Origin of the sequence: Halostella litorea, from assembly GCF_004785955.1 — an archaeon.
In the GTDB taxonomy this organism is placed as follows: Archaea; Halobacteriota; Halobacteria; order Halobacteriales; family Natronoarchaeaceae; genus Halostella; species Halostella litorea.
On the sequence record NZ_SJER01000004.1, the window covers coordinates 284,130 to 308,031 of the forward strand.

The following is a 23,902-nucleotide window of genomic DNA, read 5'->3' on the forward strand; positions in this document are numbered from 1 at the left end:
ACCAGTAATACTGTGTGGTGTTGCTGATTGGTGGATCTGGACAGTCGTCCGGGCCCTACAGACTGCCCGGGGATACTGTCGCTGTCGAGGTGCAGTCTTGTGGTTTTGACTGTTCCGTTGGGCTGACTGAGCGAACGTACTGTCGAGTATCGCTGCCCAGTTGGACTATTGCGTTACACTGGCTAGTCAAACTGACCAGTTACACTGTTCAGGATGTCTGGTCAATGCTACTGACTACACCCTCTCGATACGGCCCGTCCCGGGAGGGCTTACCCGCCCCGGTGGGGAGTCCCCGACCGCGGTCCCGGGGGAGTATGTACACACTATCTGTTTCTATTGTACACGAAAAAGTTATACTGGCGCTCGTCGATCGTTCACAGGAGACAATGCCAGGGGACGTCTTCGGCCCGGCGGAGTACGAGCGACGGATCGAACGGACGAAAGAGCGGATGCGCGAGGAGGGGCTGGACGCGCTGGTCGTCTCGGACCCGGCGAACATGAACTACCTCTCGGGGTACGACGGCTGGTCGTTCTACGTCCACCAGGCGGTCGTCGTCACGGCCGAGCGCGACGAACCGGTGTGGATCGGGCGCGGCCAGGACTCGAACGGGGCCCGCGCGACGACGTGGCTCTCGGAGGAGAGCATCCACTCCTACAGCGACGACCACGTCCACTCCCCGTACGACCTCCACCCGACCGACTACTTCGCCGAGGTGCTGGAGGCGCTGGACGTCGAGGACGGCCGGATCGGCGTGGAGATGGACGCCTACTACTTCACCGCGAAGGCGTACACGCGGCTCCAGTCGAACCTGCCTGAGGCGGAATTCGAGGATGCGACGCTGCTGGTCAACTGGGTGCGCGCGGTCAAGTCCGACGCGGAACTGGAGTACATGCGACAGGCCGCACGCATCTCCGAGAACGCGATGGCCGCGGGGCTCGACGCCGTCGGCGAGGGCGTCCCCGAGTACGAAGTCGCGGCGGAGATATACGACGCGCTGATCCGCGGCACCGACGACTTCGGCGGCGACTACCCCTCCATCGTCCCGCTGATGCCGTCGGGCGACCACACCGGCACGCCCCACCTCACGTGGACCGACAGGCGTTTCGAGGAGGGCGACCCCGTCATCATCGAACTGTCGGGCTGCCGGCACCGCTACCACTCGCCGCTCGCGCGGACGACGTTCGTCGGCGACCCGCCCGAGAAGCTGGCCGAGACCACCGACATCGTCGTGGAGGGGCTGAACGCGGCGCTCGACGCGGTCGAGCCGGGCGTCACCTGCGAGGAGGTCGAGGCGGCGTGGCGCGACGTGATCTCGAGCTACGGCATCGAGAAGGAGGAGCGGATCGCGTACTCGATGGGCCTGGGCTACCCGCCGGACTGGGGCGAACACACCGCCAGCATCCGGCCGGGCGACACGACGGAACTGGAGGAGGGCATGACGTTCCACATGATCCCGGGCATCTGGCAGGACGACGTGGGCACCGAACTGAGCGAGACGTTCCACGTCACCAGCGACGGCGCGGAGGTGCTGGCCGACTTCCCGCGGGAACTGTTCTCGACGCGGTGAACGTCGGCATCAGCTCGGATCGTACGGATTCGTCGCCGTGTCGAGGCGATAGACGTCCTCGGCCGCGTCGAAGTCGTCGTCGAACGCGTACAGGTAGCCAAGCCCTTCGGTCCGCATGTACGCGACGAGGCACGCGTCGACGAACGAGAGCGGTTCGTACTGCCTGAACAGGGCTTTCCCCGTCGCGAGGCCGTCCGCCGTGAGCGAGTCGATGTGGAATCGCGCGTTCTCCTCGATCCGGTCGAGCAGGTCCACGGCCGCGGGGTGTCCGGCGTGGGTGACGAGCCCGTTGAGGGTTTCGGCGAGCACGTAATCGAGGACGACCGCTTCGGGGAGCGTCCCGTCGTCGACCCCCCGAAGGATCGGGAGCGCGTCGTCGTGGGCGCCGTCCCCCCGATAGGCCGCAGCGAAGAGGACGGTCGTATCGAACAGCGCGCGGGGCATCTACTCGTCGACGCCCCAGGCGTCGTGGTCGGCGGTCACGTCGGTCGCTTCCGCTCCCTCGTACCCCTCGAACTCGGCGAACGTTCCCGTCTCCTGCCGGACGACCCGGACCCGGACGCTCCCGTCGTCCTCCACGTGCCACCGGAGCTGGTCGCCGTCGTCGATCCCCAGTTCGCGACGGATCTTGGCCGGGATGTTCGCCTGGTTGCCCGACACCTTGCTCTCGGCGTCGGTTCGGTCGCTGCTCATATCGAAAGCGACGGCTCGGCCCGATAAAAACCTAGTGTGAGATCACACTACCGATTACGTCGCGGTCCGACCGTCCGTCTTCTGCTAGTTACCGTCCTTCCGGCGCGAGGACGACGTTCTCCAACTCGCCGCCCTCGTCCAGCGCCGCGACGTTGCGCGCGACGATGTCGGCAAGCCGTTCCCAGTGCTTCGGCGTGTGGCCGCCGGTGTGGGGCGTGATCAGGCAGTTCTCCAGGTCCCAGAGCGGGTGGTCCGCCGGCAGCGGTTCGGGGTCGGTCACGTCCAGCGCCGCGCCGCGGATCTTGTTGGACTGCAGGGCGGCGACCAGCGCGTCCGTGTCGACGATCCCGCCCCGGGCGGCGTTGACGACGACGGCGTTCGGCGGCAGCGTCGCGAGTTCGGCCTCGCCGACGAGGCCGCGCGTCAGGTCCGTCAGCGGGCAGGCGATCACGACGTAGTCGCTTCGGGCGAACGCGTCGTGGACGGCGTCCTCGTCGAAGCCGACGACCTCGTCAGTCGGGCCGCCCTTCTCGGGCGTGTAGCGGACGCCGACCGTGTCGACCTCGAACCCCTGCAGGCGCTGCGCGACGGCCCGCCCGATGGAGCCGAGACCGATGATAGCGACCGTGCTGTCGGTGAACTCGCTCGACTGGAAGTGTCGCCACTCGCCGTTCTGTTTGCGCCGCCAGCCCTCGTGGAGGCGGCGGGCGAACACGAGCATGTTCCCGATCGCCTGCTCGGCGATGCCCGGGGCGTGGATGCCGCCCGCGTTCGTCAGGGCGATGCCGCGCTCGGCCAGCGCGTCCGTCGGAACGTGGTCGGTCCCGGCGAACGTGCAGGCGAACAGTTCCAGCCGTTCGGCGCGGTCGAGCAGGGCCTCGTCGATATCGATCCCGGTCACGACGCGGGCGGTCTCGACCAGTTCGCGCTCCTCCGCGGGGGTGCGGGCCAGCGCGACCTCGCGGTCGGGCAGTCGCTCCCGGAGGCGGTCTGCGTACGATGCCATCGACAGTCCTTCCGTCCCCTCGCGGAGGACGGCTATCTCTGGTGTGTCGCTCATGGGGTGGGTCCCGCGCCGGTGGACGCGGCTCGGCCTGTGAAACGCCCGACGCCCTCTTAGTCTTTTGTGTATCTGGTATTAACGGGAACTGTGTATAGTTAAGGTGGTGGAGCGTGTTAGCGACGGCCATGCACGAACCTATCCGGGACAGGCTGACGAGCCTCCGCCGCGGGTTCCACCGCCACCCCGAACCCGCCTGGCGCGAGTTCTACACCACGCACCGACTCGTCGAGGAACTGCGGGGGATCGGCGTCGACGAACTCGCCGTCGGCCCGGACGCCTACGACCCCGCCGACAGGATGGCCGTGCCCGACGGCGACGCGTTCGAGCCGTGGCTGGACCGGGCGCGGGAGCGGGGTGCCGACGACGACCTGCTGGAGCGGATGGCGGGCGGGAACACCGGCGTCGTCGCCGTGCTGGAGCGGGGCGACGGGCCGGCGGTCGGCCTCCGGGTCGACATCGACGGCCTGTTCGTCGAGGAGTCGACCGCGGACGGCCACCGCCCGGCCGAGGAGGGGTTCCGGTCGGGCATCGACGGGACGATGCACGCGTGCGGCCACGACGTCCACATGACGTGGGGGCTGGCCGTCCTGGAGGCGATCAAGGACAGCGAGTTCGAGGGCCGCTTCGTCGTCTTCTTCCAGCCCGCGGAGGAGGTGGGCGGCGGCGGGAACCCGATGGCCCGGAGCCGTTTCGCCGACGGGCTGGACTACCTCTTTGCCGCACACGTCGGCCTCGACCACCCCTCCGGCGAGATGGTCGCCGGCATCGAGAAGCCCCTGGCGATGTGCCACGTCGACGTGACGTTCGAGGGCACCTCCGCACATGCGGGCAAGGCCCCGAACCAGGGCGACAACGCCGTGCAGGCGCTCGGGACGGCGATCACCAACGCGTACGGCATCCCCCGCCACGAGGACGGGATGACCCGGGTCAACCTCGGCCGGGTCGAGGGCGGTACCGCGAGCAACGTCATCGCCGAGCGCGCCCACGCGGAGGCGGAGGCCCGCGGCGAGACCACCGAACTGATGGAGTACACGAAGGCCCGGCTCCGCCGCGTCGTGCGCTCGGCGGCGCGGATGCACGGCTGCACCGCCGACTTCGAGGTGGTCAGCGAATCGCCCCGCGCCGACAGCGACCCCGAACTGGTCGACGTGATCGCCGAGGCCGCGGCGGGCGTCGCCGGCGTGGACACGGTCGTCCCGACCGCCGACTTCGGCGCGAGCGAGGACGCGACGTTCCTCATGGAGCGCGTCCAGGAGGCGGGCGGCCTCGCCGCGTACTGCATCGTCGGGACGGACCACCCGACGAGCCACCACACGCCGACGTTCGACGTGGACGAGGACAGCATCGCGACGGGCGTCGCCGTGCTGACCGAATCGATCCTTGCGACCGCGGAGGTCGGGCCGTGAACGCGGACGACGTCGTCACCGCGGCGGACGTGCGGGCCGACCGCGACCGACTGGGCGACGTGGTCCACCGGACACCGCTCGACACCTCGACCACGCTCGCCGAGCGCAGCGGCGCGGCCGCGGTCGGGCTGAAGCTGGAGAACGTCCAGCGCACGGGCTCGTTCAAGATCCGCGGCGCGTACAACCGGATGGCTCAGCTCGCGCCGGACGAGCGCGAACGCGGCGTGATCACGGCCAGCGCCGGGAACCACGCGCAGGGCGTCGCGCTGGCCGGCGACCTGCTGGGCGTCGAGACGACGGTCGTGGTCCCGGAGGTGACGCCCGCGGCGAAGGTCGAGGCCACCCGGGGCTACGGCGCGGAGGTCGTCGTCGAGGGCGACATCTACGAGCGCTCCTACGAGCACGCGCTGGAATTGGCCGAGCGCGAGGGCCTGACGTTCGTCCACCCGTTCGACGACGCGGCGGTCATCGCGGGGCAGGGCACGGTCGGGCTGGAGATCGTCGAGGCCTTCCCCGACCCGGACACCGTCCTCGTCTCGGTCGGCGGCGGCGGGCTGATATCCGGGATCGCGACCGCGCTGAAGGCCCGGGACCCCGACGTCCGCGTCGTCGGCGTCCAGCCCGAGGGCGCGGCCCACGCGAAGCCGTCGCTGGAGGCGAGGGAGATCCGCGAACTGCCCGGCGTCGACACCGTCGCGGAGGGGATCGCAGACACCCGCCTGCTGGAGAAGACGTTCGCCGTGATGTCCGAGCGCGTTGACGACGTTGTCGCCGTCTCGGACCGGGAACTGGCCGTCGCGGTGACGGTGCTCGCCGAGCGCGCGAAGACGGTCGCGGAGGCGGCCGGCGCTGCCCCCGTCGCCGCCCTGCTCTCCGGGGCAGTCGACGTGAGGGGCGAGCGCGTCGCCGCGGTCGTCTCCGGGGGCAACGTGAACCTGAGCGAGCACGCCGAACTGACGCGGACCGGGCTACACGAACTCGACCGGTACGCCGAGGCCCGTCTCGCGCTGGACGGCTGGCCGACCGCGCTCGGCCGGGTGGCGGAAGTCGTCGAAGCGCGCGGGGCCGAACTCGACGCCGCCGAGCGTGCGCGGCGAACGGCCGGCGACGACCCGAACCGGACGCCGCTCTCGGTCGGGATCGAGGGCGCGGGGGCCGAACACCTCCGCGAGGTGCTCGCCGCGCTCGATGCCCGCGACGGCGTGGCGGTCGTCTCGTCGACGCTGGCGCGGTAGCCGGGCGGTCAGAATTCGCTCTATCACAACACCCATCCCTCTCTACGGTGAAGGGATCGGTGTCTACCCGATCACATGACCGAGAAACGCGAGTACACCGGCGACTACGCCGACAAGACCCTGTACATCCCCGGCCCGACCGAGGTCCGCGACGACGTCATCGACGCGATGGCCGAGCCGATGTTCGGCCACCGCATGGACCGGATGACGGACCTGTACACGACCATCGTCGAGGACACGAAGGAGTTCCTCGGCACCGACAACGAGGTCGTGATCCTCACCGCCTCCGGCACCGAGTTCTGGGAGGCGTCGACGCTCAACCTCGTCGACGAGAACATCCTCGTGCCGACCTGCGGGAGCTTCAGCGAGCGCCACGCCAACGTCGCCGAACGGCTCGGCAAGGACGTCGACCGGCTGGAGTACGACTGGGGCGAGGCGATCAAGCCCGAGGACATCCGCGCCGAACTCGAAGCCAGCGACGAGGGGTACGACGTGGTCGCGACCGTGATGAACGAGAGTTCGACCGGCGTCCGCAACCCCATCGAGGAGATCGGCGACGTGGTCGCGGAGTACCCGGACACGTACTTCGTCGTCGACGCCGTCTCCGCGCTGGGGGGCGACCACGTCGACATCGACGCCCACGGCATCGACGTCATCTTCGCGTCCACGCAGAAGGCCTTCGCCATGCCGCCGGGGCTGGCGGTCTGTGTCGTCAGCGACGAGGCCTACGAGCGCGAACTGGAGAAGGAGTCGGCGTCGTGGTACGGCGGCTTCCAGCGGACCATCGACTACTACGAGCGCAAGGGCCAGACCCACTCGACGCCCGCGATCCCGGTCATGCTCGCGTACCGCAAGCAGATGAAACACATGCTCGACGAGGGCCACGAGGCCCGCAGCGAGCGCCACCGCGAGATGGCGGAGTACACCCGCGACTGGGCGCGCGAACACTTCGACGTGTTCCCCGAGGCGGGGTACGAGTCCCAGACCGTCTCCTGTATCGAGAACACGCAGGGTATCGACGTCGCCGCCACCATCGAGGCGGTGTCCGAGGAGTACGACTTCGCGTTCTCGAACGGCTACGGCTCCCAGCTCGGCGAGGAGACGTTCCGCATCGGCCACATGGGCGAACACGACGTCGAGAGCATCCGGGCGCTGACCGACGCCATCGAGGACGTCGCCGACCTGTAAGGATAGCTCGCGGGGGTCGGGCTACTCCGCCGCCGCTGCCGCGTCGAGGAAGATGCTCGTGCCCATCTCGATCTCGCGGTGCGTGGAGTCCAGCGGCGGGAGCAGGCGGATCGTCTTCTTGCCGCAGCCGAGCGTGAGCAGGCCGCGCTCCAGCGACTCCTTCACGACGGTGTCCCGGCGGCTCGGCGCGTCGAACTCGACGGCGAGCATCAGGCCCTTGCCGCGCACGTCGACGACGCAGTCGGGCGCGCCGTCCCGCAGCATCTCCTTGGCCTGCCGGCCGCGCTCGGTGGCGTTGTCGAGCAGGTCGTGCTCCTCGATGGCCTCCAGCGTGAACGCCCCCATCATCGAGCCGAGCACGTCGCCGCCGCCGAACGTCGAGCCGAGTCGGTTCTTCTCCGAGGGGAAGATCTCCGACCGGGAGATCGTCGCGCCGACGCGGAGCGCCTTCGCGCTGGCTATCACGTCCGGCTCGATCGGGTAGTGGTCTATCGCCCACGTCTCGCCGGTGCGGCCGACGCCGGACTGTATCTCGTCGACGACGATCGGGATGTCGTGGGCGTCGCAGACGTCGCCGACCTCGGCCATGAAATCCTCGCTGGGGAAGCGGTACCCCCCGACGCCCTGGATGGGTTCGAGGATCACGAACGCGACCTCGTCGGGGTTGACGTGGCCCTGCGGCGCGAGCATGTTCCGCAGCTGCGAGCCGCCGCCGGCGAAGAAGCCGCAGTCGCAGGTCTCCGCGGAGCAGGCGCGGTCGTCGCAGAACGGCACCGTCTGGATCCCCGCGATCTCGGGGTAGTGGCGGGTGTACACCTCCTTGGACTTCGTCAGCGACAGCGTGCCCAGCGTCCGCCCGTGGAAGCTGTCCGCGAACGCGACGCCGTACTTCGCGGCGGGCGCGTGGTCGTGGGTGATCTTCACCGCGTTCTCGACGGCCTCCGCGCCGGAGTTCGAGAGGAAGACGGTGTCCATCCCGTACTGGCTGGAGACGTCGACCAGTTTCTCCATCAGGTGGCTCGACCCCGGGAACTGTGCGTCCTCGGGGTCCGGGCCGGCCCCGAAGTACATGTCCTGGCCGGCGATCTTCATCGGCTCCACGAGGTCGAACTCGCGGAGCTTCGACGTGACCTTCCCGTTGTTGTACCCGAGCGGGGCCGCGCCGATGTGGCAGGTGAAATCCAGGAGGACGTTGCCGTCGACGTCCGTGACGAAGGGGCCGTCCGCCTCCCGCGTCACGTCCCAGACGAACTCGTGGGAGTACTCGCTGGGCGCGGCGTGTTCGCCGTGGAACTCGACCCACTTGCGGGCGTTCGGGCCGGGAAGCGCGTCCGCGTCCGGCTCGGCCGTGTCCCTATCCATACACAGAATACGTGTACAATGTACATTAAAACTTGTTATAGATACCGGAGTTGCCGGGACGCCCCCGGCCGCTACGTCGAACCGCGCACCGCAGTCAAAAAGGCGTTTCGCGGCGCTGTCAGTCGTCGTCGGATTCGACCGGCCCGCCGGGACCGGAGGGCGAATCGCGTTCGGCCCTCCGACCCGACCCGATGAGCACGGTCTCGTCCTGCAGCAACACCCGGCCGTACTTCGAACTGAAGTCCCTGATCAGCGACAGCATCGCGAGGAAGCAGACGAACGCGAACGGCGCGCCGGTTATGATCACCGCGTTCTGGAGCGCGCTCGTCCCGCCCTCGCCGCCGATGATCATGAGGATCGCGGCGGTCATGCCGAGGACGACGCCCCAGAAGATCCGGTTGATAGTCGACGGACTGGCCTTGCCGCCGGTGGTCATCATCGAGACGGCCAGCGTCGAGGAGTCGGCCGACGTGATGAAGAACGTCGTGACGAGGACCATGAACGCGATCATGAACACCGTTCCCAGGGGGAACGCCTCGAAGAGGATGAACCCCGACACCTCCGGCGTGCCGTTGGCGATCACGGTGCTGAAGTCCGCCACGCCGGTGTGGTGGTACCGCAGCGCGGTGCCGCCGACGAACGTGAACCACGGGATGGTCGCGGCCGAAGTCGCGCCGATGCCCGTGAACGCGACTTCGCGGACGGTCCGGCCCTTGGAGATGCGGGCGATGAACAGGCCCGCGAAGGGCGACCACGAGAGCGCCCACGCCCAGTAGAAGACGGTCCAGGAGTTCATCCATCCCGTCCCGCCGTCGCCGCCGGCCCCCGTGTAGAGGCTCATCGACGTGAAGTCGGCGATCATGCCGCCCATGGCCTGCGAGCCGAGCAGGAGCAGGAACAGCGTCGGCCCCAGGATGAACGTCGCCGCCATCAGGATGACGAACAGGATCATGTTGAAGTTCGACAGCCTGCGGATCCCCCTGTCGACGCCCAGCACCATCGATATCGTAAACAGGAGCGTCATCGTCGTCACCACGAGGAGGATGCCGGCGTTCCCGAGGTCGATCCCCCACTGGTAGCTGAGTCCGGCGATGAACTGGCTGCCGATGAAGCCAAGCGACGTCGCCACGCCGCCGATCGTCGCGAAGACGGCGAGGATGTCGACGACCTTCGCGAACGGGCCGTCGAGGTTCTCCTTCCCGATGATCGGCGTCAGCGCCGAGGAGACCCGCAGCGGGACGTCATCGTAGTTGTACGCGAAGTAGCTGATCGCGAGTCCCATGATCGTGAACACGGCCAACTGGGGCAGCGCCCAGTGGAACAGCGTCTGCTGGATCGCGATCGGGATCGCCTCGCTCGTGCCGCCCTCGACGCCGAACAGCGGCGACGGGTTGTCGTAGTAGAACAGCGCCTCGGTCGGGCCCCAGAACACGACGCCGGCCGCGAACCCGGCGGAGTACAGCATCGCGAAGTACGACAGGAAGCTGTACTCGGGGTCCGAATCGCCCATCTTGATCTTCCCCCACGGCCCCACGATCAGGAACAGCAGGAAGAGGACGATCAGGAACACGATCACCAGCAGCGCCCAGTTCAGGTACGTGACGACCCAGTTGTAGACGGTCCCGATCGTTTCCGTGACGAGCGTCTCGTTGACGAAGAACGCGCCGATCACGCCGACGGTCAGCAGCGCCCCGAACGTGAAGACGATCGGGTCGATCTCCTCTACGAACTCCTCGACCATCCCCTGGCTGCCGTCGCTCACGGGTTCTCACCCCCTTGGTTCGGCAGGGTTCTCCGATTCTCCGTCCGATGCCCCGATCTGCCGCCCACCATGGCGAGCGTTGCCATGGCATACTCGATTATCGTTTACACTATAAGGTTTTCGTTTCCGTACCTAACATATACAGATAGTGTTTATAACTGGGGTGGGATCGGCGGGAACTACGACTCGACTCCGAGTAAACCGATTTCGTTCGCGACGCCCAGGGCTGGCGACGTGCACTCCCGAGGAAAACGACCGGCGACACCTGACCGCCCGACCGACGACGCTACTTCGTCAGCTCCTCGACCGTCCGCTCGCGGGCCCGCTCGCTCTCCGACACCCGCGACGCGAACTCGTCGACGCTGTCCTTTATCTCCTCACGGGTCGCCTCCGGCGAGAACTCGTCGGACATCGTGAGCAGGCGGACGAACGCCCGCAGTTCCTCGTCGGTGATCTGGGCGAACTCGTCGTTCTCCAGCTTGTCGACGACCTCGTCGACGTCTATCTGGCCGACCGGGTCGACGTTGAACTCCACGTTGACCATCCGGTAGTTCGACCCCGCGAGCTTCTGTTCGGCCTTGCCCACGCCCTCGGACAGCATGTCCTTGAACGGCGTGTAGTAGCCCATCGTCCCGAGGTGGAGGAACGCGAGCATGTCGGTGACACCCTGGGTCAGCCCCTCGCGCTCCCCGTCGTCGGGGTCGAACACGGTGTCGCGGTCCCGCTCCTCGAGGCACTCGAAGAGGATGCTGAAATCCAGTATCGCGTTCTGGACGCGCCGGCGGATCCGGTTTCGCTTCTGTTTTTTCGAGTGGTCGGTGTAGTCGGTCTTCCGGCCGAGCAGGAAGTCGCGGTCGGAGGGCGTGAGTATCCCGCGCGGGCGGTCGGAGTCGGCGGCGGTCCGCAACTGGTCCGGTACGTCGTTCCCGTCCATACACAGAAAGCGCGTACCCGACCGAATTAATGGTTGTGGTCGGCCCGGCGCGGACGGTTCCGCGCGGCAAACGGTGTACGATTTTCGTATTCGCCGCCCGCCCGCGGCTACCTCGCGGGGAGGTCGACGACCGCGTCCCGGAGGAGTTCGACGGCGATCGGGAGGCTCGCCTCGTCCACGTCGAACGTCGGCGTGTGGTGGCTCGTCGGGTGGTCGGCACCCACGATGCAGTACGTCGCCAGCCCGCCGCCCTCCCGGACGCGCTCCATGAGGTACGCGACGTCCTCGCTCGCGCCGAACTCCGCCGACGGGACCACCGTGTCCACGCCGGTCACGCCCTCGGCGACGGCGGCGACGCGGTCGCGGAGTTCGGGGTCGCTGTCGGCGCGGGGCGACTCGCTGACGACCCTGACGGTCACGTCGCAGTCGTGCATCTCGGCGGCGGCGTACAGCACCCGCTCCAGTTCCGTCCGGGTGTACTCCATCAGCGCCGTCGTCTCGCCGCGGATCTCGCCGTGGAGCGTCACCTCCTCGGCGACGACGTTGCTGGCGGTGCCGCCCTCGACGCGGCCGAAGTTCACCCGCGTCATCCCGTCCTCGTGGCGGGGGATCGCGTAGGCGTTCTGTACCGCCGTCGCCATCGCCTGCATTGCGTTGGCCCCCTCGTTTGGCGACTTGCCGGCGTGGGCGCTCGCCCCCTCGAACGTCGCCGTCAGGTGGGCCATCGCCAGCGGCTTCTCGACCCCGGCGACGACGGTCCCCGTCGGGTTGTCGAGGCCGACGTGGAGCGCGAACAGGTAGTCCACGTCGTCGACGTAGCCGCTCTCGGCCATCGACTTCCCCCCGCCGGATATCTCCTCGGCGGGCTGGAACACCACCTTGAACGTGCCCGCGAAGTCGCTCTCCTTCACCGCCGCGAGCGCGCCGATCCCGATGGCGACGTGGGCGTCGTGGCCGCAGGCGTGCATGTACCCGTCGTGCTCCGACCGGAACCCCTCGTCGGCCGGCCGGTGGCCCGGTTCGTCCGCCTCCGACAGCGAGATGGCGTCCATGTCGACCCTGAGCGCGACCGTCGGCGCGCCGTCGCCTTCGAGTACGGCGATAGCGCCCGTGTACCCGCCGGCGGTGCGGTCCAGCACGTCGGGGTCGACGCCGGCGACCCGGGCGCGCTCGACCCAGGGCGCTATCTCCCCGTCGGTCGGTTCGGCCATCCGCTCGTCGGGGGCGTGTGCCTCCCGGCCGACGGCCAGTTCGTCGACGCCGATCCGCTCGACCTCCTCGACGATGCGGGCGGTCGTCTGGTACTCCCGCCACCCCGGTTCGGGCCGCCTGTGGAACTCGCGCCGCAGGTCCCGTAACCGGTTCCGCACGTCGAAGAACATTCTCGGCGTTGGTTCGACACGGAGATACTTAACTGTGGCCGGACCCGCCGGCGGTTTGGGTCCCCGCAACGGCGTAGCCCCTCGGCGTTGTCGCCGCGTATCGGGGCGTACGGGGGCCGTTTGGGGAAACCCTCTTGCCGTCACGGCGTAACGTGACAGGCAAATGGCGGGAACCGATCCGGTCGTTCGTGTCTCCGACCTCCGGAAGGAGTACGGGTCGACGACCGCCGTCGACGGCGTCTCGTTCGAGATCCGCGCCGGCGAGATATTCGGCCTGCTCGGGCCGAACGGCGCCGGCAAGACGACGACCGTCGAACTGCTCCAGGGCCTTCGCACCCCGACGAGCGGCGACGCGACCGTCCTCGGCCTCGACCTCCGGGACGACCTCTACCGGATCAAAGACCGGATCGGGGTCGTCCCGCAGTCGTTTCACACCTTCGAACGGCTCTCCGTCCGCGAGAACGTCGCGCTCATGCGCGACCTGTACTTCGACCCCCTGTCGGTCGACACGGTGCTCGAACGGCTGGACCTCGACGACTGGGCCGACGAGCCGTTCGCGTCGCTGTCGGGGGGTTTCCAGCGCCGGACCGGCATCGCGATGGCGCTCGTCTCCGACCCGGACGTCCTGTTTCTGGACGAACCCACGACCGGGCTGGACCCGGCCGCCAGACGCGCGACGTGGCAGCGGATTCAGGCGCTCCCCGACCGGGGGACGACCGTCGTTCTGACGACCCACTACATGGACGAGATCGAGTTCCTCGCCGACCGCGTCGCGCTCATGGTCGACGGCCGGATCGAGGCCGTCGACACCGTCCCGGCGCTCGTCGAGCGGTACGCGGGCAGCGTCAGGGTGGTCGTCTCCCTCCCGGAGTCGGCCGACGACGGCGACGACCGGGTCGCGTCGGTGCTGCGTGATCGTGCGCGCGAGACCTACCGGCCGAACGACCGGAAACTGATCGGCATCTTCGACGACCGGGGGGCGGCCCAGCGGACGTTCAGCGAACTTCACGGGACTGATCACGCCGGCTCGGTCGAACTGGTCAGCGCCGGGATGGAGGACGTCTTCCTCGAAGTCGCCGGGCGTCCCCTCGACGCGGGGGGCGTTCGATGACCCGACTGACGAGCCTCACGGCGACGCTGCTCCGCGACTGGGCGCGGAACCGGGAGGCCGTGTTCTTCGCGCTGTTTTTCCCGCTCATCCTGCTTCTCATCTTCAGTACGGTGTTCGCCGGCGGCGCGACCGAGTTCGACCTCGCCGTCCAGAACAACGACGTCGACGGGAACGGCACCCCGACGGCGCTGTCGGCGACGTTCGTCGACGCGCTCGAACGGGCGGGCCCCCTCGACGTGGAGCGCGTCGACCCCGACCGCGACCTGTCCGACGCCGACCGGCTCGAGGAACGGACCGGCCACCGGCGGGTTCTCGTCATCCCGGAGGGGTTCCACGAGCGCGTCCGGGCCGGCAGCGGGCGCGTCCGGATGGCCGTGATCCGGGACACTATCGAGCGGGCCGGGGGCAACGTGACCGACGAACAGCGGACGGCGCTCGAAGGAGTGGGCGCGAACGCCACGCAGGGCAACCTCTCGGGCGCGTCCCCGGTCGAAGTGACGCTCCTGACCTCGCCCGACGACGACGCCGCCGGGGCCGTCGGGAGCGTCCTCGACAGCGTCGTCGGCAGGTTCAACGACCGCTCGATCGGCGTCGAGGAGCCGCCCGTGACGGTTCACACCGAGGAACGCGGCCCCGAGCGCCTCGGCGGGGTGGACTACTTCCTGCCGGCGTTCATCGTCGCCACGGTCCTCATCAACGGGGTCATGACGGTCCCCTCGGCGGTCGCGACGCTCAAACGCGACGGGACGCTGAAGCGCCTCGCCGCGACGCCGCTCCGGAAACACGAGTGGGTCCTGGCGAACGTGATCCAGCAGTCGATCCTTGCGGTGGGGGTCACCGGGGTGATGCTCGCGGTGGCCCGGGTCGCCTTCGGCGTCCAGGTCGTCCCGGGTCCGCTGTCGATCGCACTGGTCGTCGTCGGCGCGGTCGCGTTCACTGCTCTCGGGATGGTCGTCGGCGGACTGATCCGCGATCCGGGGTCGGCGATCAGCCTCGGCGGCGCCATCGCGTTCCCGCTCATGTTCGTTTCGGGGATCTTCTGGGAACTGGACCTCATGCCGGCGACGCTCCAGCGAGTCGCCGAGTACAGCCCGGTCACGCACTATCACCGGAGCCTCCGCCAGTTGCTCATCCTGGACTCGACGGACGGCGTGGCGAGCACGTTCGCCGTCCTCCTCGCCCTGGCTGCCGTCTTCCTCGTCGGCGCGCTCTACGCCACCCGCTGGCAGGAGTTCGACTGACCGGGCCCGGCGGTCGCTTACCTCCGTCCGCTGGCCGAAGGCCGTCCCGTCAATTCGACTCGGACTGTGTCCCACGGACAGCGACGCCGGCGAACTGGCTACTGGTGACGACTAGACAGCCGCGTGGAACTTGAATCGATCCCACTCTCACCGGCACTCATCTCGTTGAAACAGAATAATAAAAATAAGGTTAGTAAGGACGTACCATAATTATACAAACTATTCTATACGGCGACGGAGCGGGCCCTCGCTACGGCAGTCCCCGACGGTATCGAACCCGGTCCGAACGCCGTCTTTGCGAGTCGGCGTCGGATCAGTGCTACGACGTGAAGAGGACAGCCGGTAGAGATGGGCGGATAGAGCCAGTAAGGTCGTGGTAAACGTGTCTCTACCGTGATGGTCCACGCGGGCCTCGGGACGGATTCTGACTGGGCCTTCGATCGTTCAACACTCTATCCGTGTACTTCGGCAACCCCGTTCTGGCGAAATATGGGAACTGAATTTGACTCAAATACCAGATAAAATACTATACTTCCAAATTGGTATATTTGGATCAGAACTGTGGATTCGGCCCATCCCACGAAGCCGGTGGGAGCGCACAGCTATCGAACAAGTGTTACGAAGCGTCGCCGCCAGACACGTGTCGAGTTCGGGCGTGGATAGACCGGAACTCCGTCGCCCGAAGGCCGCTCGGCGCGGGCGCTACTTCGCGAGGGGTTCGACGCCCGACCGGGCGAAGTCCACCGTGCGGTTCTTGACGGCCTCGCCGGTCTCACGGTCGAAGAGGTGGATCGCCTCCTCGGGGAAGCCGACGGTGACGCGGTCCCCGCGGGCGACGTTCGGGTCGCCTTCCGTCGTGGCGACGAACTCCGCCGACGTCTCCGGGTTCTCGAACCGGAGGTGGATGATGTTCTCGTTGCCCATCGGCTCGACGACGGACACCTCCGCCTCGAACTGCTGTCCGCCCTTCTCGGGTTCCGCAACGTGGATGTCCTCCGGCCGGATCCCGAACGCGATGCCGGTCACGCCGTCGATGTCGGCGGCCAGTTCCTCCGACAGCGGGTACTCGAACGCGTCGGTCATCACGCGGCCGGCCTCGTGTTCCCCGTCGAAGAAGTTCATCGACGGCTCGCCGAGGAACCCAGCGACAAACCGGTTTGCCGGCTCGTGGTAGCATTCGAGGGGCGTGCCGACCTGCTGGAGTTCGCCGCGGTCGAGGATGGCGATCCGGTCGCCCATCGTCATCGCCTCGGTCTGGTCGTGGGTGACGTACACCGTCGTGACGCCCAGTTGCTCCTGGAGGTGCTGGAGCTCCGTACGCATCTCGGCGCGGAGCTTCGCGTCCAGGTTGCTGAGCGGTTCGTCCATGAGGAACACCTCGGGGTCGCGGACGATTGCGCGGCCCAGCGCGACGCGCTGTTGCTGGCCGCCCGAGAGCTCGTTGGGCTTGCGGTCCAGCAGGTCCTCGATCCCCATCATCTCGGCCGTCTCCTCGACGATCGAGGCCACCTCGTCGTTCGGCGTGTCCGTCGACTGTTTGATCCCGAAGGACATGTTCGCCCGGACCGACTTGTGCGGGTAGAGCGCGTACGACTGGAACACCATCGCGATGTCGCGCTCCTGGGCGGAGACGTCGTTGATGGACTCGCCGTCGAGCCGTACGTGGCCGTCGGTGACGTCCTCGAGGCCGGCGATCATCCGGAGCGTCGTCGACTTCCCGCAGCCCGACGGACCGACCAGCACGAGGAAGTCGCCGTCGGGCACCTCGATCGAGACGTCGTCGACAGCGACGACGCTCGCGTCCTCGTCCTGGTACACCTTGGTTATCTCGTCAAGTTCTAGCTCAACCATGTTACACCTGCGTGAGTTCCTGTTTCGAGCCGTCCCGGGGGTTCCGGAGCGCCGCGCCGCTCCCGCCGTCGAAGACGTGGATCCGGTCGGGATCGATGCCCACGACGACTTCCTCCCCGGCGTCGAAGACGTTCATCCCGTCGGTCACCGCCCGCAACACGTCGTGTTCGGTCGTCGTCTCGGAGTGTGCGAGGTGGACCACGTTCCGGTCCCCGTGGGTTTCGTTCACCGTGACGACCATGCGGAACTCGTGGTCGCCCAGGTCAGCGGGGTCCGTTCCCTCGGCGGGTCGGAGGTCGATCGACTCCGGGCGGACCCCGATCACGACGTCCTCGGTCTCACCGACTGCGTCGGCGATCCGCGGCGGGAACGGGTACTCGATGTGCTCGCCGACGAACGTCCCCTCGGACCGACGGCCCGTGAGGAAGTTCATCGAGGGTTCGCCGATGAACCCCGCGACGAACTGGTTCGCGGGCTCGTGGTACACCTCCAGCGGCTCGCCGACCTGCTGCAGGCGGCCGTCGTTCAGCACCGCGATCCGGTCGCCCATCGTCATCGCCTCGGTCTGGTCGTGGGTGACGTACACCGTCGTCACGCCGAGGTCGGCCTGGAGGCTCTGGAGCTCCGTGCGCATCTCCGCGCGGAGCTTCGCGTCGAGATTCGCCAGCGGCTCGTCCATGAGGAACACCTCGGGGTCGCGCACGATGGCGCGGCCGAGCGCAACGCGCTGTTGCTGGCCGCCCGAGAGCTCGTCGGGCTTGCGGTCCAGCAGTTCCGCGATGTCGAGGTCCGCGGCGGTGTCCTCGACCTGCTGGTCCATCCTGGCGGCGGCGGAGTAGCCGGCCTGCTCCTCTCCGTCCTCCGGCTCGTCTACCTCCTCTTCCTCGAGCCCGAACCGGATGTTCTCCCGGACCGTCATGTGCGGGTAGAGCGCGTAGTCCTGGAACACCATCGCGATGTTCCGGTTCTGGGGCACGCGGTAGTTCATGTGCTCGCCGTCGATGTAGAGGTTCCCCGACGTGGGTGATTCGAGGCCGGCGATCATCCGGAGCGTGGTCGACTTCCCACAGCCCGACGGGCCGACGAGCACGAGGAACTCCCCGTCCTCGACGTCTATCGTTACGTCTTCGACGGCGACTTCGCTCCCGTAGCGCTTCGTCAGGCGGTCGAGTTGAATGCGTCCCATGGGTTACCCACTCTCCGTGCGCAGCCCTTTCGCGAACTGTTCGGCGAACGCCACGTACAGGATGATCGTCGGCAGCGCGGCGAGGAACGCCGCGGACATCCGGATCCCGAAGTCGATCCCGGACGTCGACGTCCCGATCGCCGGCAGGATCAGCGTCACCGGCGCGGCGGGGTTGTTCGCGCTCGTGATGAGCGTAAACGAGAACAGGAACTCGTTGTATATCTGCGTGAACTGGTAGATGAACACGACGCCGAACATCGGCTTCGAGATGGGCAACACGATGCGGCGGTAGATCTTCGTGATGCTCGCCCCGTCTATCTTCGCCGCCTCCACCAGCGAGTTCGGGAGCCCCTTGTAGTACGACCGGAACAGGATCGTACAGATGGGGATGCCGTACGCGACGTGCGTGATGACCAGCGGCACGAGCTGGGAGTGGTGGCCCTGCAGCAGCGGCACGGCCGCGAACGTCGGTTCGAGCATCCGCCCCAGCGGGAAGATGTTGTTCCAGAAGCGCGCGAGCGGCACGAGGACGGCCTGGTACGGCACGAACACGCCGACCAGGAACAGCGACAGCAGCGCCAGCTGGCCGCGCCAGCGCACCATCGTGAGGCCGAACGCCGCCATGCTCGCCAGCAACACGTTGATGATGGTCGCCGGGATGGCCATGAGCAGCGAGTTGATGAACGCGGTCGACAGCCGGTCGAATGCGAACTCGAGGTTCGAGAGCGTGAACCCCTGTCCTGCCGGCGGCGCGAACGGCAGCGACCGCGCGACCGCCTCGTTCGTCTTCAGCGCCGTCATGATGCCGGTCTGAAGGGGGACGAGGAAGAAGCCGAGGAAGAGCACGACCAGCGTGTACTGGCCGACCCGCCTGAGGCTGACGTCCTCGACGAGCGATACGACGTCGATGTTCGGTCGGGATGTGGACTGAGACATGTTAGAGGCTCCCCTGTCGGTACTGGTAGTAGAGGTACGGTGCGATCACGCCGAGCGCGAGCAGCAACAGCATGGTGGCGATGGCCGCGCCGTACGCCCACTTCCCGAACTTGAACGCCTGCCGGACCATCAGCGTGGCGAGGATGTCCGTGCCGTTCGGCGGCCGGTACTGCCCGACCAGCGCGTAGAGGAAGGTAAACGCCTTGAGCGCGAACACCATCAGCACGACGGCGGCGCTCACCGACGACTCCTTCAGCTGGGGGATGATGATGCTGACGTACGTGCGGAACGTGCTCGCGCCGTCGACCCTCGCGGCCTCGAACTGGTCCGACGGGATCGACTGCAGCCCCGCCAGATACACCACCATCGCGTAGCCGCTGAACTGCCACACCAGCGCGAAGATGACCGCCGCGAGCGCGAAGTCGGGGTTGCCGAGCCAGTTGATCGACTCGAAGCCAAGTCCCTCGATTATCACGGTGAGCACGCCGTTTTCCTGGTTGTACATCCACAGCCAGAGCTGTGCGGTGACGACGAACGACAGCGCCATCGGCAGCAGGTAGGCCGTCTGTATCTTCTCCTTGAACCTGATGCCGTGGTCGAGCAGCACCGCGAGGAACAGCCCCAGTCCGAGCGAGACGCTGGTGAACGCGACCAGCAACACGAAGTTGTTGAACGCGGCCCGGCGGAACGCCTCGTTGCCGACCGCCGTCCGGTACATCTCGAGGTCGAAGCTCTCGAACGTGGGCTGGCTGAGCCCGGCGTAGTCGGTGAACGATATCGCGAGGTTGTAGCCGATCCCGCCGTAGACGGCGACGGCCATGAGGAGAAACGGGATGCCCCAGTACGGCGACGACCTGACGAAGTCGCTGTTCAGGAAGTACCTGAGCTTCGTCCGCCAGCCGACCGGCTCCTCGTCCGGCATCTCGGGGTCGTTGGTGGGTTGTGTTGCCATCGAGCTAGTCATCTATGCGCTACTGGGAGACGGCTTCGAGCAGCCCGTCGGCGGCGGCCTCCGCGTCGTAGGGGCCCATGAAGTTGTTCCCGATAGCGCTCTTGCAGTCGTTCATGGCTTCGGGTTCCACGGCGAGGCCGTGGGCTATCGTCGGCGGGTAGGCGTCCGAACTCGTGAGGTCCTCGTAGGTCATCGCGAGGAAGTCGGTCAGTTCGCTCGAATCGATGTCGGTCCGGAGCGGCACGGAGCCCTTGAGGTTGTTGAACGCGACCTGGGCCTCCTTCGTGCCGATGAACTTCTGCCACGACACCGTCTTCTCCCGCGTCGGGTTGCTCCCCGGCGTGACGAAGGCGTCGACGTGGTAGAAGTACAGCCCCTCGGTCCCCGGGAACGGGATCCAGTCCCACTGCTCGCCGTAGTTGAACTCGTCGTCGGCGCGGAACATCCCGTACAGCCAGTTCCCGCCGTGGATGCACGCCGCCTCGTCGGCGATGAGCTTCTGGGCGGCCTGCGTGTACCCGATGGACGACGCGTCCTCGGTGATGTAGTTCTCCTGGATCTCCTGCAGCGTTTCGAGGGCGTCGATGACGGCGCCCCTGTCACCGTCGCCCGCGATGAAGTCCTCGTACGCCTCGACCCCGCTCTGGCTCGTGAGGATCTGCGCCCACGTCTGGAGCCCGAGGAACGGGGCCTGCATCCCGTGGGCGAACGCCGTGTAGTCCGTCTCCGAGTCGATGGTTTCGAGCGCGTCGACGAAGTCCGGCACGCTCCCCAGGCTCGACGGGTCGATGCCGGCCTCCTCGAACGCCGCCGTGTTGTAGAACAGGTTGTTCAGTCGGTGTGACCCGATCGGGACGGCGGGCATCTTGTCGTTGAACGTACAGAGGTCGACGACCCGGTCCTGCATGCTGTCCTTGTAACCCTCCGCTTCCCAGACGTCCTCCTCGAGGTCCATGAGGCTCCCGCGGTAGCGTTCGAGGTTCTTGCCCGGCCAGTTGGCGAACGCGCCCATCGGGTTCGAGTTCGTCAGCCGGCGGAGCACCGTCGTGTTCAGCTCGACGTTCCCCTGCCCGCCGACCGCCTTGATGTTCGAGTCGAGGTCGGGGTACTCGTCGTTGAACAGTTCGGTGAGCTCGTTGATCGCGTCCGAGCCGTCGCCGCCCGTCCATCCGTGGAGCACCTCCAGCGTCTCGTCGCTGCTCTCGTCGCCGCCGAGACAGCCGGCCGCGCCGGCCGCGACCGCTCCCGCGATACCACCGAGATACGCACGTCTGTCGATACCGGCCACCTGATCGTTACTATCGACCATGTACATTACCACACATGCATAACAGTATATAAATCTACTGGAGAGGGTGAAAACCGACCCCACGCATTGGGATACCACGCCCGCCAGTTCACCGCGTAACCGCGGTGAGAGACGCTGTCGGTGGCGATTTTCCTATTGGCTGTGCTAGCCTGCTGTCGGCAGTACACCTCGGTCTCTCCGGTCTTGGCCGCGTGGGTGGTGTGGTTCCGGTATCAGCGGATAACAGCCCGCGTTGCCGACGCGGCCCCCGGGCATCGACTGACGGTCGAGGTACCGGCCGTCGGCGCACGTCTCCCGCTGGCCCCGACCAGTACGGCGATTCGATCACGATCGACCGTGTCGATATGGTTCCGGCCACAGCGGAACGGCGGCGTGGCTATCCGCGGGAGCGGCGGGGAATAGCGGACTGATTACGAACATAGATATGTAAAGAAACGAGCGATTGATTTCCGGTGTCAGCGGAAAACCGCGGGAAACGCAGGGGCGACGGAGCGGGGGGCTACCTGACCTCGTCGGCAATGCCCAGCGTGCCGAGGCGCGATGGCGGGACGTGTTCGGGTCCTCCGGATCGTAATATCTGCCGCTACCCAAATCGACCTGCGTGTGAAAGCTGAACCGAGCGGTTGCATGACGGATACGAACGAGAACTACGTTAACGGAGAGTGGGTTCCGGCGGCGACCGGCGAGACAGTCGACGTCGTGAACCCCGCGAACCCCGACGAGGTCGTCGCACGCTACCAGCAGTCCGGCACCGAGGCCGCGACCGACGCGGTCGAGGCCGCGGCCGACGCCGCCTCGGACTGGGCCGACACGCCCGGGCCGGACCGCGGCGCGGTCCTCCGCGATGCCGGCGCGATCCTGGACGACAGGAAGGACGAACTGACCGATCAACTCGTCGCCGAGGAGGGCAAGGCCCGCCCCGAGGCGGCGGGCGAGGTACAGCGGGCCATCGATATCTTCTACTACTTCGCGGAGAAGGCCCGCGACCTCGGCGGGAGCCTGAAGTCGGCGAGCGGTCGCGACACCTCCCTCTACACGGTCGAGGAGCCGGTCGGCGTCGCGGCGCTCATCACGCCGTGGAACTACCCCATCGCGATCCCGGCCTGGAAGCTCGCGCCGGCGCTGGCCACCGGCAACAGCGTCGTCCTCAAGCCGGCGAGCGCCGCGCCCGGCCCGGCCGTCGCGCTCGCGGAGGCGCTCGACGAGGCGGGGCTGCCGGACGGCGTCCTCAACCTCGTCACCGGCCCGGGCAGCAGCGTCGGCAGCACGTTCGTCGAACACGACGCCGTCGACGCCGTCTCGTTCACCGGCAGCAGCGAGGTCGGCGAGATGGTGTACGACCAGGCGACCGACGCCGGCAAGCGCGCCCAGATGGAGATGGGCGGGAAGAACCCGACGGTGGTCGGCGCGTCGGCCGACCCTGCGGAGGCCGCGGAGATAGTCGCGAACGGCGGGTTCGGGACGACCGGCCAGTCTTGTACCGCGTGTTCCCGCGCCGTCGTCCACGAGGACGTGTACGACGAGTTCGTCGACGAACTGGTTGCGCGGGCGGAGGCGATCGACATCGGCCCCGGCAGCGACGCCGAGATGGGCCCGCAGGTCAGCGAGAGCGAGCGCGACGGCACCCTTGAGTACATCGGGATCGCCGAGGACGAGGGGGCGACCCTCGCCGCCGGCGGCGGCGTCCCCGCGGAGTACGACGAGGGCTACTTCGTGGAGCCGACGGTGTTCACCGACGTCGAGCCGGACTACCGGATCGCCCAGGAGGAGGTGTTCGGGCCGGTCGTCGCGGTCATCGAAGTCGAGGACTTCGACGAGGGCCTCGCCGTTGCCAACGACGTCGAGTACGGCCTCTCCGCCAGCGTCGTCACCGACGACCACACGGAAGCAAAGCGGTTCCTCTCGGAGGCCGAGGCCGGCGTGGTGAAGGTCAACGAGAAGACGACCGGGCTGGAACTGCACGTCCCCTTCGGCGGGTTCAAGCGCTCGTCCTCGGAGACGTGGCGCGAGCAGGGCGACGCCGGCATCGACTTCTACACCATCAGCAAGACGGTGTACGACAACTACTGAACCGGCCGCAGCCGGGGGACGGGACGGCTGCGCGTCTGTGACGTCGCACGGACGCGCGGCCGGACGGGGCTTCAGTCCGATCCGGTGTGGATCGTGACGAAGCCGTCGAAGTTGAGGATGACGCGCTGGGCGAAGTCGCCGAAGATGGCCTTGCCGGCCGGCGAACGGCGCTCGCTGGTGATGAAGACGTGGTCGCAGCCGAAGTCCTCGGAGGCGTCGAGCGTCGCCGTCCCGTAGCCGCCGTCGATGACGCGGACGACGGCCTCGTACTCGACGTCGGCCCCGTCGAGCGTCTCCTCGACGTACGCTTCGAGCGCATCCTCGGCCGCGTCGACGAACTCGGCCTGGTTGTCGTAGGTGACGCCCTCGACGCCGCCCAGCGCCTCGAACTTCTCGACGCCGGACCCGAGCTGGCGCTCGGTGGCGAACGTCAACACGACGAGCGGGGCGTCGGCCCCGCGCGCTTGCTGTGCGGCTTCCCGGAGGAGCCCCTCGTGTGGCTCCGCGTCCTTGATGACGACTAACCCTCGGTCCATAGTCGACGCGAGGAACCGCTGTGCGTTAAAAGTACCGACGGCGCGCCGGCGCGCCCGGCAAAAATCCATCATTCGTGTAACCGTTCCACAAATATTTATAACCGTGCAGTGAGGTGT

The 23,902-nt window shown here is 67.5% G+C and carries 20 protein-coding genes; 7 read left to right on the forward strand and 13 right to left on the reverse strand.

Going from position 1 to position 23,902, the window contains the following annotated elements; translation table 11 throughout:
• The first annotated feature begins 386 nt into the window (after window positions 1-386).
• The gene (locus EYW40_RS14290; protein ID WP_135822329.1) at window positions 387-1,568 is read left to right on the forward strand and encodes a M24 family metallopeptidase; all 1,182 of its coding nucleotides are present in this window, start codon (window positions 387-389) and stop codon (window positions 1,566-1,568) included.
• A 9-nt stretch (window positions 1,569-1,577) separates the two neighbouring features.
• Here the strand turns inward: EYW40_RS14290 and EYW40_RS14295 are convergent, their stop codons facing one another.
• The 3 genes from EYW40_RS14295 to EYW40_RS14305 form a co-directional block, all read right to left on the reverse strand.
• Window positions 1,578-2,012 (reverse strand): PIN domain-containing protein, encoded by a 435-nt coding sequence (locus EYW40_RS14295; protein WP_135822330.1) that lies wholly within the window; start codon window positions 2,010-2,012, stop codon window positions 1,578-1,580.
• Window positions 2,013-2,261, reverse strand: coding sequence for an AbrB/MazE/SpoVT family DNA-binding domain-containing protein (locus tag EYW40_RS14300; protein WP_135822331.1), 249 nt, complete (start codon window positions 2,259-2,261; stop codon window positions 2,013-2,015).
• An 88-nt stretch (window positions 2,262-2,349) separates the two neighbouring features.
• On the reverse strand, window positions 2,350-3,321 hold the full coding sequence (locus EYW40_RS14305) for a D-2-hydroxyacid dehydrogenase (protein ID WP_135822332.1): 972 nt from the start codon (window positions 3,319-3,321) through the stop codon (window positions 2,350-2,352).
• 128 nt (window positions 3,322-3,449) lie between these two features.
• On the opposite strand from EYW40_RS14305, the gene EYW40_RS14310 reads away from it, so the two are divergent.
• The 3 genes from EYW40_RS14310 to EYW40_RS14320 all read left to right on the forward strand — a co-directional run bounded on the left by EYW40_RS14310 (window position 3,450) and on the right by EYW40_RS14320 (window position 7,153).
• Window positions 3,450-4,730 carry an amidohydrolase gene (locus EYW40_RS14310; RefSeq protein ID WP_135822333.1) on the forward strand — a complete coding sequence of 427 codons (1,281 nt, stop codon included), beginning with the start codon at window positions 3,450-3,452 and terminating at the stop codon, window positions 4,728-4,730.
• A complete protein-coding gene (gene ilvA / locus EYW40_RS14315) occupies window positions 4,727-5,965 on the forward strand; it encodes a threonine ammonia-lyase (RefSeq protein ID WP_135822334.1) in 1,239 nt (412 codons plus the stop codon). Before EYW40_RS14310 ends, ilvA begins: the two co-directional genes overlap by 4 nt.
• 75 nt (window positions 5,966-6,040) lie before the next feature.
• Window positions 6,041-7,153 (forward strand): pyridoxal-phosphate-dependent aminotransferase family protein, encoded by a 1,113-nt coding sequence (locus EYW40_RS14320; RefSeq protein WP_135822335.1) that lies wholly within the window; start codon window positions 6,041-6,043, stop codon window positions 7,151-7,153.
• Window positions 7,154-7,174: 21 nt separating this feature from the next.
• Here the strand turns inward: EYW40_RS14320 and EYW40_RS14325 are convergent, their stop codons facing one another.
• From EYW40_RS14325 to EYW40_RS14340, 4 genes are all read right to left on the reverse strand, one after another.
• A complete protein-coding gene (locus EYW40_RS14325) occupies window positions 7,175-8,515 on the reverse strand; it encodes an aminotransferase class III-fold pyridoxal phosphate-dependent enzyme (protein ID WP_135822336.1) in 1,341 nt (446 codons plus the stop codon).
• A 118-nt stretch (window positions 8,516-8,633) separates the two neighbouring features.
• Window positions 8,634-10,256 carry a BCCT family transporter gene (locus EYW40_RS14330; protein WP_202614558.1) on the reverse strand — a complete coding sequence of 541 codons (1,623 nt, stop codon included), beginning with the start codon at window positions 10,254-10,256 and terminating at the stop codon, window positions 8,634-8,636.
• A 307-nt stretch (window positions 10,257-10,563) separates the two neighbouring features.
• A complete protein-coding gene (locus EYW40_RS14335; protein WP_135822338.1) occupies window positions 10,564-11,211 on the reverse strand; it encodes a DUF8102 family protein in 648 nt (215 codons plus the stop codon).
• Window positions 11,212-11,318: 107 nt separating this feature from the next.
• On the reverse strand, window positions 11,319-12,593 hold the full coding sequence (locus EYW40_RS14340) for an amidohydrolase (RefSeq protein WP_135822339.1): 1,275 nt from the start codon (window positions 12,591-12,593) through the stop codon (window positions 11,319-11,321).
• A gap of 163 nt (window positions 12,594-12,756) precedes the next feature.
• Here EYW40_RS14340 and EYW40_RS14345 point away from each other — a divergent pair, with 163 nt between their 5' ends.
• Both EYW40_RS14345 and EYW40_RS14350 read left to right on the forward strand, forming a co-directional pair.
• Window positions 12,757-13,704, forward strand: coding sequence for an ABC transporter ATP-binding protein (locus EYW40_RS14345; RefSeq protein ID WP_135822340.1), 948 nt, complete (start codon window positions 12,757-12,759; stop codon window positions 13,702-13,704).
• Window positions 13,701-14,945: an ABC transporter permease gene (locus tag EYW40_RS14350; RefSeq protein WP_135822341.1), complete on the forward strand. Its 1,245-nt coding sequence runs from the start codon at window positions 13,701-13,703 to the stop codon at window positions 14,943-14,945. The genes EYW40_RS14345 and EYW40_RS14350 overlap by 4 nt, the downstream gene beginning before the upstream one ends.
• Window positions 14,946-15,647: 702 nt before the next feature.
• Here the strand turns inward: EYW40_RS14350 and EYW40_RS14355 are convergent.
• Genes EYW40_RS14355 through EYW40_RS14375 form a run of 5 tightly spaced genes read right to left on the reverse strand, consistent with a single transcriptional unit; the run spans window position 15,648 to window position 21,149 of the window.
• Complete coding sequence (locus EYW40_RS14355) at window positions 15,648-16,796, reverse strand: ABC transporter ATP-binding protein (protein ID WP_135822342.1); 1,149 nt, start codon at window positions 16,794-16,796, stop codon at window positions 15,648-15,650.
• 1 nt (window position 16,797) lies between these two features.
• Window positions 16,798-17,982, reverse strand: coding sequence for an ABC transporter ATP-binding protein (locus EYW40_RS14360; RefSeq protein ID WP_135822343.1), 1,185 nt, complete (start codon window positions 17,980-17,982; stop codon window positions 16,798-16,800).
• Between the two features lie 3 nt (window positions 17,983-17,985).
• A complete protein-coding gene (locus EYW40_RS14365; RefSeq protein ID WP_135822344.1) occupies window positions 17,986-18,918 on the reverse strand; it encodes a carbohydrate ABC transporter permease in 933 nt (310 codons plus the stop codon).
• A gap of 1 nt (window position 18,919) precedes the next feature.
• On the reverse strand, window positions 18,920-19,870 hold the full coding sequence (locus EYW40_RS14370) for a carbohydrate ABC transporter permease (RefSeq protein ID WP_135822345.1): 951 nt from the start codon (window positions 19,868-19,870) through the stop codon (window positions 18,920-18,922).
• 19 nt (window positions 19,871-19,889) lie between these two features.
• Window positions 19,890-21,149, reverse strand: coding sequence for an ABC transporter substrate-binding protein (locus EYW40_RS14375; RefSeq protein WP_135822421.1), 1,260 nt, complete (start codon window positions 21,147-21,149; stop codon window positions 19,890-19,892).
• Window positions 21,150-21,806: 657 nt separating this feature from the next.
• Here EYW40_RS14375 and xacF point away from each other — a divergent pair.
• On the forward strand, window positions 21,807-23,249 hold the full coding sequence (gene xacF, locus EYW40_RS14380; protein WP_135822346.1) for a 2,5-dioxovalerate dehydrogenase: 1,443 nt from the start codon (window positions 21,807-21,809) through the stop codon (window positions 23,247-23,249).
• A gap of 71 nt (window positions 23,250-23,320) precedes the next feature.
• On the opposite strand, the gene EYW40_RS14385 is transcribed toward xacF, so the two are convergent.
• Window positions 23,321-23,785, reverse strand: a complete 465-nt coding sequence (locus tag EYW40_RS14385; protein ID WP_135822347.1) for a universal stress protein — start codon at window positions 23,783-23,785, stop codon at window positions 23,321-23,323.
• Between the last annotated feature and the right edge of the window lie 117 nt (window positions 23,786-23,902).